Genomic DNA, 11,216 nt, shown 5'->3' on the forward strand with positions numbered 1-11,216 from the left:
TGGCACTGACTAAGTGCCCTACTCGCTTCGGCGAGTATAGTCGGAACTCCTCTTGTGGCTCGAGAGTTGTTCCGATGTCGCTACTACTTTTGGAGCGACCAGCCGTCTGCAAGACCCTTCGGAGAACGCACTTTTACGAAGTAAAGCGTAGTGCGTTACACTTTACATGGAAGTAGTACCGACCTCTTAAGAGGAAACTAATTGTGTGGTTGCTTATTCGTGGTGGTAATTTCCGCCACCACCTCGGCGACCTTTTGAGCCGAGAAAGGAGCTTTGAAATATGAGTTATATTGTAGCTAGAATGGAAAAATACAAATCTAGTCAATTAAGTGGTATTTATAATCATAATGAACGTGTTTTTAAAAATCACTCTAACAAAGATATAGATCCAAGTCGTTCTCACCTTAACTATGAACTAACCAATCGCAATAAAAATCAAACTTACCATAAACAAATAAAGGAGCATATTAATGAAAATCGCATATCTAGTCGTGGAATTCGCAAAGATGCTGTACTATGTAACGAATGGGTTATTACATCAGATAAAACATTTTTTGAGTCGCTAGATCAAGAACAAACTAAAGAATTCTTTGAGAGTGCTAAAAACTACTTTGCTGAAAAATATGGAGAAGCTAACATTGCCTATGCTAGTGTACATCTTGATGAAAGTACACCACACATGCATTTGGGAGTTGTACCAATGAAAGATGGTAAATTAAGCTCCAAAGCACTTTTTGGAAACCGAGAAAAATTAAGGGAAATTCAAGATGAACTACCCAAATACCTTAATAAACAGGGGTACAATTTACAACGAGGTGAGGCAGATAGTAAGAAAAAGCATCTAAAAACGGAAGAATTTAAAGAAAAACAAAAAATACTAAAAATGGCTGACAAAGCCATTGATAAGAAAAACAGCGAAATTGACAATGCTAAAAGTCAATTAAATAACCTACAAAATGATATTGATAATAAAAAACAAGTTCTTTCAGAACTTGAAAACAAAGAATGGGAAACCGTCGGAACTATTGAAAAATACGAAAAAGAAATCAAGGAACTTTCAGATTTAAAAATAGACTTAACTGAACTTGATAACTTTAACATTGATAATCTACAAAAAAATAATCTAATCAAACGAACATTTGACGGTAAATTAAAAATGGATAAAGAAACATTCGAAAAACTCTATCATACCGCAAAGAAGAATATATCAAATAACACTAAATTAAAACAAGAATTAAATAAACTCCAATCAGAAAACAATCAACTATCACGAAACTTATTGTCTTATCGTAAGACAAGTGATGAGAACTTAATATTAAAACAGGAAAATCGGCAGTTAAAAGACAAAGTCAAAACTTTAGATAGTCAAGTAACGCTATTAAACAAAAAAGTGGCTATTTGGAGAGAGAAAGCAAAAGAATTTATGCCAAAGCCAGTTTTCCAAAACACACTTTCACTTGTCAATAGCTTAAGTCCAATAGGGTTAGCCAAGACAGTTGTTAGACAAGTTAAAAATCTTGTCGACAAAAATAGCTAGTATCACTTTTATGCCGTGAAAGCTACTTGATAGCAAGCCATGCGATTTAGACTAAATTTGACGAGTTGTCAGACTAAAGAGCTGACAACCGACAAATTAGAAAAAAATAGCATGGGTTACTTGCTGTCAAGTAGACCATGGAATAAATTAAAAAAATCAAGGAGCAAAGAAAATGACAGAAAAAGCCTTTTATTACTTTCATCATGACTTATCAAAAAAGGATAAAGGAGGAATTGAGCCAATATACACTGGGAAAAATCTCTTAAATTTATTATGGTGGACTTTTATTCACACAGATTATAGTAATTATGTTGATATTGAATCTGATGTTCAAGATGATGTCACTAAAGCTGTTAGGGAAACAAAAGAATTTAAAGATTTTTATGAAAGTGAATTACAACTTCGTTGCATAAAACAGGAACTAAAAAATTATAATATCCATTTTGCTTACGCTACTGATAAAGAATTAGAAAGATATAATGCAGAATTTGGATACGAAACATCTGAAGAACATAAAGGAAAAATGCTAATTGGAATTGCACCTACGGACGAAGAAAACTATGTCAGAGGTTATTTGAAATTCATTGAAGATATTTCAAATGATGATACTCGTTTTGGAATATATCACAGACTCATTAAATCTGAAAAGACCATGCTTCCAATTGAGCGAATTAATTATATAAAAAAATTGACTAAAAAGAATTTGAAATGATATATTGATAATGAGCTAAGACTGAGTTTGAGTTGGTAACAACTCATTCAAAGAGTACTCTTCATGAGTACTAGGTAGAGGTGCTGCCTCCTGCCCTTGCTCAGGTAAATCCCCGATTGGGTTCTTAGCTCCTTAAAAAGGCTCCTTTTTCAAGGGGCCTTTTATCATAATAGTATTTTTATAAAATAAAAAACGCTCAACATAATTGAGTGAAATTTCATTGTTTTATAAGCTCCGAAACTTAATATTTTTGGTACCTTTTTAGTACCGTATACGTTTATAAATACTTAATATATATATAAATTTTTAAAATTAAAATCCGTTAAAGCCTTATTTTAAAAGGTATTTGCTAATATTTTATATAATGTTTGGAAAATACGGTCTCAAATAAGAAACCGCATTTACTACAGAAAAACCATTTTCGAGAAATCGGAATGGTTTTTTATTTAAATCTAAAAGGATTTTTGATATAATTACAGCGAGGGCACAAAAGTCTCCATTGCTTTCGTGTTGCAACTGGCATTGTATTCATTTGTTTTTGCCCTCGATTTTCGAAAATTAAAACGTTAGCTATATCTAGCTAACGTTTTTTTACTATTAATAAAAAATCCCAAATCTTGCCTGATTAAGGCTTCTAACTTAGTGAATAAAGGCAATCCAGGCTTCATCTTCTGCTAAGATATCTGAGCTTGTATAAGAACCTCTATATTTATTCCAAACATGATTTGGATCAGCTGTTTGAGGTGTTTCTTGGCTATTTTGGTCCTCTTGTACTTCTTCAGGGCTTGTTTGAACTTGCTCAGCCACAACCGGTTCATCATAAGCAGTTAAACCATATTGCTCAATCAAAGCGTTTAACTTATCAGCATACAAAGTATCTGTAGCGTAGCGGCCAGTAAGTGCAGCTGTAGCATCTTGATAGGATGAAGTATTTGACTTCCAAGTATCTGAATAAAGACTCCAACTTAATAAATTAGCATAATCATTTAGTGAATCAGCTAAGCTACTATAAGAACGAAAAGCTTGGTCCACTTCATAAGTATTCCCGCTACCATCATCTTCCCAAGTCTGCATGATTACAGAATTACCGTTATACGCTCCTTTAATCCCAAAAAAATTATAATATGGTTCTTGGCTAAGTGCTGATTGGCCACTGCTTGATTCCAAAACTGCTTGAGCAATCATAACCGAGGCGTAAAGATTTCGATCTTGACCAATTTGTCGAGCTGTTTCGCCGATACTTGCAATAAAATCAGCCGTAGCTGTAGGGGAAACTTGACCTGATTCAGCTATAACAGCATGAGCTGCATGCCTGAAAGTGAGATTAATCCCCAAAGTAATACAAGTAACTAAGGTCGAACAAGCTAAAAAAAATTTTGTAACTTGTTTTTCTTTCACGGGACCTCCTAAAATGTAAGTGCTATCTTAAATCATTATAGCAAAGATTTTATAAGCTGGCAACGCAAGTCAAATCGTTCATAAGGCTGCCTTTGATATCAAAGAAAAAAGGTTTGAACCAATGATTCAAACCTTAATCTATCTTAATGAGCAACAAGGTCTTGAGCAATTTCTTGACCTGATTTTTTTGCTGGGAAATAAGTTGGCCAGTTATCCATTTCTTTTAGGATTTCATCTTGGCTGCTGTTTCCCCAGAAGAGATGGAAGTGTTCAACATCTGTTGACGTGATATTATGATCACTAAATTGAATGTATTTGAACTCGCCAGCGTCTTTGTCATCTGTTTCAAACAGGTAACGAACACCGCGGTTCCCTTTCTTGTATTTCAAGATTTTGTGACCAACATATTTGTACTTAAAGGTATGTTTTTCACCATTTTGAACAAATGTAACAGTATTTTTCTTACCATCAATGATGATTTGTTCAACGTCTGTCTTATATCCTGTTGTGTAATAATCTTTAACTTCTTGAGCTGTTTGTTGGCTTTTTGAAGCTTTTGCTTTATAATCCCAGACTGGGTCAAGCGTTCCGTCAAGCAAGTATGGATAAACTGATTGCCATTTTCCTGTCCAATCACTTAATTTACGGTCAGTAACATCTTTATCTTTGAAATAACCATGTTGAACAGTTTTTGTATCATCTGTTTCAGCTTTAATTTCTTTACCTTTGACGTCTGTTGTCAATTGCAGTGCTTTCAAGTTTTCTCGCATTACTGAGAAATAATCTTCACCAGCTTTGATTTGTTTATTTGTCAAGCTTTCTAGTGGATTCAAAACTTTTGTTTTTACATCAGCTTCGTCTGCCAAAGTTGAAGCGACTTTACTTGAAGCATTTTCTTCAAAGTAAATATACTTGATATCATATTTTTTAACGTATTTTGCAAGGCGTGCAATACGTTTAGCTGATGGTTCTACTTCTGGTGAAATGCCAGCAATTGAGATTTGGTTCAAACCATAATCAAGTGCTAAATAACCAAAAGCAGCGTGTTGTGTAACAAAGCTTTTTTGTTTAGCATCTGACAAGCCATCTGTATACTCCTCATCAAGAGTATTCAGTTTATCAATGTAAGCCGCTGCATTAGCCTTGAAAGTATCTGCCTTTTCAGGGTATTTTGCAACAAAAGCATCACGGATATTTTCAACTAAAGTGACAGCACGTTTTGGTGACAACCATACGTGTGGATCGTATTGGTGGCTGTGGCCTTCACCTTCATGCTCTTCCCCTTCTTCTTCAGCTGTTCCAGCCATGAGAAGCATATCTCCACTTGCTCTAACAACGGTTAAATCTTTTGATTTAACAGACTTTTGAACTTTTTTAACCCACGTTTCCATGCTATCATCCATGTAAACAAACATATCAGCATCTGAGATAGTGGCTACATTTTTAGTTGAAGGTTCAAAATCATGTGGTTCTGTTCCTGCCTTAATCAACATGGTAACATCAGCTGTATCTCCTGAAACAGCCTTAGTGAATTCATAGACAGGATAAAAAGTTGTCACAACTTTAATCTTGTCATCCGCTGCAACCTGCTTAATATGGCTAACTTGCCAAACAAGCAAAAGTGCAAGTACATTTATCAATAAAAGAAATCTCTTCTTCATGACGGCCTCTTTTCTTAACTAGTTAATGGTTTACCAGTAAAGTATATCCGAACTTTCAACTTTTTGCAAGCATTTTTTGTAAATTTTTCCACTTTCAAAAAAATCCTCTGAAAGATATTCAGAGGATTCGTTATTAGTCACTTACTGAGAAGCGATTTGTCATTAAATTACTTGCATCAAAAAGAATTTTATTCAAAAGTTTTTGTGTTTCTTCTTGGATGTAATCACTCATAGCTTGGTTTTCAGCATCAAAATCAACAGTCTCACCTTTAGCTAAAGCTTCGTCAACACGTTTGATACGCGCATGTCCTGCTGCCATTGTTTTCTCAACATAAGCTTCAATATCGCCTTCGTGTTGGTGGAAATGTGGATCTGCAATCGCTGCAATTAAGCGATTAGCCCAATAGAATGAATCAGTTGAGACATTTTCAGCAGTATTTACAAAATAATCTGGTGTTGTTGAAATCTGAGTGAAGAATGGCACCATTGTTCCAAATGGCATTGAACCATAAGCCAACCATTGAATACCTGTTGTATCATGTGGTTGATCTGGACGCAATTGAAGAATAGCAGTTTGGCTTGTGCGGTTGATACCGATTGTACGGAAAGTACGTTGTGTCACAGCGTTACCTTCTGGACCATATGGATCAAATTCTGTATCTTGGTAGTGATTACTCAAAACATATTTGACATCTTCAATAGTGATTTTACGATAAGGTTTTTGAGCCCATGGAATAAAGAAGCTACGTGGATCTTGCTCAATTTCAGGATTCAAGAAACGTTGCATTGCCCAAGCACGTGGTGTATTGTAATGACGGTCTTTATCACGTTGGCTACCAAAAGCGTAACGAGGATTAAAGTGCTCATTTGAGTAAGTCAAATCTAGATTATTATCCTCGATGAAATCACGCAAGTCACTTGAGTACATGTAATCATCTGGATTGTTAAATTCAAAATGATCAATACCAAGTTGATTTGGATTTGTGACGTAACAATCATCTGGCACTCGTCGAGCAATCCAGTGGTGTCCACCAACAGTTTCTAGCCACCAAATCTCATCAAGGTCAGAGATAGCAACACCATTTGATTCATAAGTACCGTACTCTTCTAGGATAGCACCTAGACGTTCCACACCTTCGCGCGCTGTACGAACATAAGGAAGCACCAAAGTTAGCATATCTTCTTCACCAATACCAGATTCAACCAATGGATCTGCTCCTAGAACACGCGCATTTGTTGTGATTGTTTCTGTCTCACTCATTGCAACATTGGCTTCATTAATACCTGCTTCTCCCCAGATACCATCTTTGCGTAAAGCATCTGGTACTGAAGTGTAGCGCATTGGATTATCAGGTAAATCCATTTCAAATGATGATAAAACTGATTTGTAGTGACGTGGTTGATCTTCAGGATTTACCACGATAAATTGTTTCGGTGTGAAATCACCACTTTGTGAATCTTCAGTTCGAGCAATGATGGTTGAACCATCATATGACGCTTTTTTACCGACAAGAATTGTAGTACAACTCATAGTAAACTCTCCTCTTTCTTATAATTCATTAGCAATTTTATTGATTTTACGTAATCTATGGTTGACACCGCTTTTGGTTAAGGTACCTTCCAAATGATCCGCAATTTGTTGAATCGAGTAATCAGGATTTTCAACGCGAATTTTGGCCACTTGTTGAAGTTCGATTGGCAACGTTTCAAGGCCAACGGTATCCATGATTTTGATGATATTATTGATGGTCTTCATGCTTGCTGTGACGGTTTTAGCAATATTTGCCGTCTCTGCATTATTAGCACGGTTAACATCATTACGTGTCTCACGCATAATCTTAACTTCTTCAAAAATATCCTTACACTCTAAGGCACCAATGACTAGAAGAAAATCCATAATATCTTCGGCTTTTTGTAAGTAAGTCACTGCACCATTTTTGTGTTCAATAACTTTGGCATCAAGGATAAATTTTCGCATCAAGTTTGCCAAGTCTTCAGCGTGATCTTGGTAAACCGAAAAGATTTCCAGTTGGTATTTTCCAGACTCTGGATCACGAATAGTACCCGTTGCCAAGAAAGCCCCACGTAAATAAGCGCGTCCCTTGTCATCATCTTCAAGGATATTAGGATTAATGCCCATCTCAATACCAAAGAAAGAATCCGCCAATTGCAAATCTGTTAAAATCTCTCTGACATTTGTCGCCACAAAAACATTGTAAACACGATTTTTGCGTAGATTCGTCTTTTGATGATACTTAATCTCTGGCTGAACATGATAAATCGTCTCAATCAATTCATAGATATGACGAGCAACTTTTGCGTTTTCTGTCGTGATAGACAAGGTCAATCCTGCACCCGTCAAGCCAAGGCTACCAGACATCTTAATAATGGCTGATAATTCACTCTTATCGAATCGCGACAAATTCAACAATTCTTCTTTAACTTTTACTGTAAAACTCATCGCTTCTTCACCCTCACAAGGTTCATTAATTCTTCAACAACATAGTCGCCATTATGAAAAGCTCCGCCATTTTCTAAACGTAAGAAATCAGATGAAATAACACGTTTGACTTGTTTACGAAGCCCTGCAAAATCATGCTCAACTTGAACCAAATATTCATCAAATTTATTGTGATCCATATAATCTTGCGGTACTTTTTCGATGTTAACTAAGACCGTGTCAATGACGTCTTTTCCAAGGTGACGATTGAGCACCTCAACGTGGTTAGCATCTGTAAAATGCTCTGTCTCACCATACTGAGTCATGATATTACAAACATAAGCTACCTCAGCTGTCGTATCAAGAAGAGCCTGCTTAATTTCAGGAATAACCAAGTTTGGCAAAATAGATGTAAATAAAGATCCAGGACCAAGCACAATCATATCACTATCCATGATGGCATCGACCACTTTTCGACTAGCCGACGGTTCATCGTCATTATATGTATTTGTGACATAAACATGGTCAATCATCCCTTGATAATCAGCAATATGACTCTCACCAGTTACTTCATGACCATCTTTAAACACAGCATGCAAAGTCAAAGGATTCTCACTTGCTGGGTAAATTTTTCCTGTAACGTGGAAAAATTTTGTCAAAATCTGCATGGCACTATAAGTTGAGCCTTCCATCTCAGCAATCCCTGAAATAATGAGGTTACCAAGTGGGTGTCCTGCCAATGGCCCATCGCCTTCAGCAAAGCGATACTGAAAGACTTTTTCATAAAACTTAGGCATATCACTCATGGCAACAAGGACATTTCTAAGATCTCCTGGTGGTGTCAGCTGCATGACCGAACGTAAAGCACCTGAGCTACCTCCATCATCAGCAACCGTTACGATGGCTGTAATATCAACGTCTTCATGTCTTAAACTATTTAAAATAACAGGAATACCTGTCCCACCACCAATAACGGTAATTTTAGGTTTTCTCATGAACGGTTCACAGTCTCCTTGCGACGATTTTTATCACGGTGGGTTTCATTGACTACCCAATCCGCTTTGAGCTCTTCAGCTAAGCGATGAGCAAAAGCAACACTACGGTGTTGTCCACCTGTACAACCAACAGCAATCGTTAAAATAGACTTTCCTTCTTTTTGGTAACCAGGCAAGATAGGTTTGATAAGACCAATCAAATGTTGGTAAAAATCCTCAGATTCTTCGTGATTCATCACATAATCATAGACTTCTTTTTCAAGACCTGTTTGATTGCGAAGTTCTGGTTTGTAGTATGGATTTGGCAAGAAACGTACGTCAAATACCAAGTCTGCATCGAGTGGCAAGCCATATTTGAAACCAAAACTCATGACTTCAATACGAAATGAAGCTTGATTTTCATCACTTGAAAATTGTTCAGAAATGGTTTTACGCAATTGACGCGGTGTTAATTCTGTCGTATCAACCACATTTTGACTCAAGTTTTTCAATGGGGCTAACAATTCACGCTCCAACTTAATCCCGTCTAAAATACGACCATCTGCTGCTAGCGGGTGGCTACGGCGTGTTTCTTTGTAGCGCGCCACAAGTTCACCATCTGTTGCATCCAAGAAAAGAATCTTGAAGTCAATTTTTGGATTTGAATCAATTTTATCTAAAACAGAAGTAATTTCGTTGAAGAAAAGACGACTACGCATGTCCACCACAAGAGCAACACGATTATTGTCACTTGTTTTTTCAACTAATTCAATAAATTTTGGCACCAAAGTCGGTGGCATATTATCAATAGTAAAATACCCTAAATCTTCAAAGGATTGAATGGCCACTGTCTTACCAGCACCACTCATCCCAGTTACAATAACTAAGTTAATCTCTTTATCAGACATTTTCTTCGCTCCCTCTCATTTTTTCAATTTGACCCACTAAACGCGCCTGTTCTTCCTGCATACTCACCAATTGTTTTGTCAGAGAAGCTAGCATTTCCGTTTGTAATTTTTGAATTTCCAATAAATCTGACTGATCTTGCTGAACCAAGTGATCCAATTTGGTGTGCAATAAGCGGATGCCTTCCTCTGATACCTTATTAACATTGTAATCATTCTTAGCTTGCAAGCGATCGTAGTCAGAAGCTCGATTTTGACTCATCATAATTAATGGCGCTTGAACAGCTGCTAAAGTTGATAATGCAAGATTTAACAAAATAAAAGGATATTTGTCAAATACAATTCCAAAAGGCTTCACAACATTGAAAGCCATCCAAACTCCCATAAAGCAGATAAATGTAATGATAAAAGTCCATGACCCACCAAAACGAGCGACATCATCTGCAATCCGCTGACCAAAAGTAATCTTTCTATCTAATTGATCTTGAACATCTAAAGCTGTGTAACCTTTATGCTTAGTCGCATCATAAACAGCTTCACGAACATAGTCATTTTTACGATTGGCTTTATCAATAATCTCTTCTAAAAAGAGAAGGCGATAATAAGTCAGATTCTTATGGCTAATAAAGGCATCTTCGTTAACATCAGGATGTTGCTTTTTGATAATCTCTTGTAATCTAATGTCCAGAGAATTGATTAAAACACCTTCTTCTTCTGGATAATAGTGGTGATCAATGCTATCTTGCATTAGCTGTTTTTGGCTCATAAGATCCTTCTTTCTGTCTGTTCCATTATATCAAAAATAAAATAAAAAAGCTGACTTCTCAGCTCTTTTATACTAATCTTCTCGATCAATAATAACTCCCATAACAGTAAGGTGGCCATTACTAACTAAAGTCAAAACAAGACGTGCCAAATCTTTAGCAGGCATTGAAAAATCTGACTTAATCCACCACATCAAAGTACCTGTAAAAATACTCGTTAAGTAAGCCACAATAAAATCAGTCGGAACTTGTTCACCAGATTCTGTAACGTTCAACTTAGCTAATAAATGATCGTATTTTTCATGAACCAAACTTCCAAATTCTTCTTGCATGACTTCTTGCGAAATGCTTTTCAGAACAATTTTAGCAATTGCGGCATTCTTTTCTAATCCGTGATAAAACTCTGTCAAAAGCTTCTCAGCTCGCTTAACTTTTACCCTCTCACCATTTGTAATCTGAGCCGCATCAATCATATCTGACATTTGTTCAAGAACTTGTTGCTGAATACCTTTTTGAAGATCATCTTTGTCAGCGTAATGCGCATAAAAAGTTGCCCGATTAATCATGGCTTCATCAGCAATATCTTGCACAGTAATTTTCTCATATGGCTTTTCACTGAGCAGTTTAGCAAAAGCGTCAAAAATCAGTTTTTCAGTTCTCAAATAACGAATATCAGTAAGTTTCATGAGCTATTCCTCCGAGATAAACAACAGATTGTCGGGAATGTGTTGTTTAAGCAACACAAGTTAAAAAATTAGCGATTGCAATTGACAATGAGTGTTCTATAATACTATTATAACAAACACTCTGTTGAATAAGCAACAG

Annotated in this window: 10 protein-coding genes; 2 read left to right on the forward strand and 8 right to left on the reverse strand. The window is 36.3% G+C overall.

The window, feature by feature from the left end:
• Window positions 1-280: 280 nt before the first annotated feature.
• Window positions 281-1,537 (forward strand): MobV family relaxase, encoded by a 1,257-nt coding sequence (gene mobV / locus JG537_RS01010; protein ID WP_199542525.1) that lies wholly within the window; start codon window positions 281-283, stop codon window positions 1,535-1,537.
• Between the two features lie 172 nt (window positions 1,538-1,709).
• The gene (locus tag JG537_RS01015; RefSeq protein WP_009853857.1) at window positions 1,710-2,249 is read left to right on the forward strand and encodes a hypothetical protein; all 540 of its coding nucleotides are present in this window, start codon (window positions 1,710-1,712) and stop codon (window positions 2,247-2,249) included.
• Between the two features lie 639 nt (window positions 2,250-2,888).
• Here JG537_RS01015 and JG537_RS01020 read toward each other — a convergent pair.
• The 8 genes from JG537_RS01020 to JG537_RS01055 all read right to left on the reverse strand — a co-directional run bounded on the left by JG537_RS01020 (window position 2,889) and on the right by JG537_RS01055 (window position 11,077).
• A complete protein-coding gene (locus tag JG537_RS01020) occupies window positions 2,889-3,647 on the reverse strand; it encodes a glucosaminidase domain-containing protein (RefSeq protein WP_199542536.1) in 759 nt (252 codons plus the stop codon).
• Between the two features lie 143 nt (window positions 3,648-3,790).
• Window positions 3,791-5,308 carry a zinc ABC transporter substrate-binding protein AdcA gene (locus JG537_RS01025; protein WP_199542539.1) on the reverse strand — a complete coding sequence of 506 codons (1,518 nt, stop codon included), beginning with the start codon at window positions 5,306-5,308 and terminating at the stop codon, window positions 3,791-3,793.
• A gap of 133 nt (window positions 5,309-5,441) precedes the next feature.
• On the reverse strand, window positions 5,442-6,839 hold the full coding sequence (locus JG537_RS01030) for a C69 family dipeptidase (protein WP_132868738.1): 1,398 nt from the start codon (window positions 6,837-6,839) through the stop codon (window positions 5,442-5,444).
• An 18-nt stretch (window positions 6,840-6,857) separates the two neighbouring features.
• A complete protein-coding gene (gene whiA / locus JG537_RS01035; protein ID WP_132868737.1) occupies window positions 6,858-7,769 on the reverse strand; it encodes a DNA-binding protein WhiA in 912 nt (303 codons plus the stop codon).
• On the reverse strand, window positions 7,766-8,743 hold the full coding sequence (locus JG537_RS01040; protein WP_132868736.1) for a YvcK family protein: 978 nt from the start codon (window positions 8,741-8,743) through the stop codon (window positions 7,766-7,768). The genes whiA and JG537_RS01040 overlap by 4 nt, the downstream gene beginning before the upstream one ends.
• Complete coding sequence (gene rapZ / locus JG537_RS01045; RefSeq protein WP_132868735.1) at window positions 8,740-9,630, reverse strand: RNase adapter RapZ; 891 nt, start codon at window positions 9,628-9,630, stop codon at window positions 8,740-8,742. Before rapZ ends, JG537_RS01040 begins: the two co-directional genes overlap by 4 nt.
• Entirely contained in the window at window positions 9,623-10,393 is a 771-nt protein-coding gene (locus tag JG537_RS01050) for a DUF1003 domain-containing protein (protein ID WP_132868734.1), read from the reverse strand. The genes rapZ and JG537_RS01050 overlap by 8 nt, the downstream gene beginning before the upstream one ends.
• Window positions 10,394-10,465: 72 nt before the next feature.
• Window positions 10,466-11,077: a TetR/AcrR family transcriptional regulator gene (locus JG537_RS01055; protein ID WP_074481486.1), complete on the reverse strand. Its 612-nt coding sequence runs from the start codon at window positions 11,075-11,077 to the stop codon at window positions 10,466-10,468.
• Between the last annotated feature and the right edge of the window lie 139 nt (window positions 11,078-11,216).

The organism is Streptococcus vicugnae (assembly GCF_016461705.1).
Classification (GTDB): Bacteria; Bacillota; Bacilli; order Lactobacillales; family Streptococcaceae; genus Streptococcus; species Streptococcus vicugnae.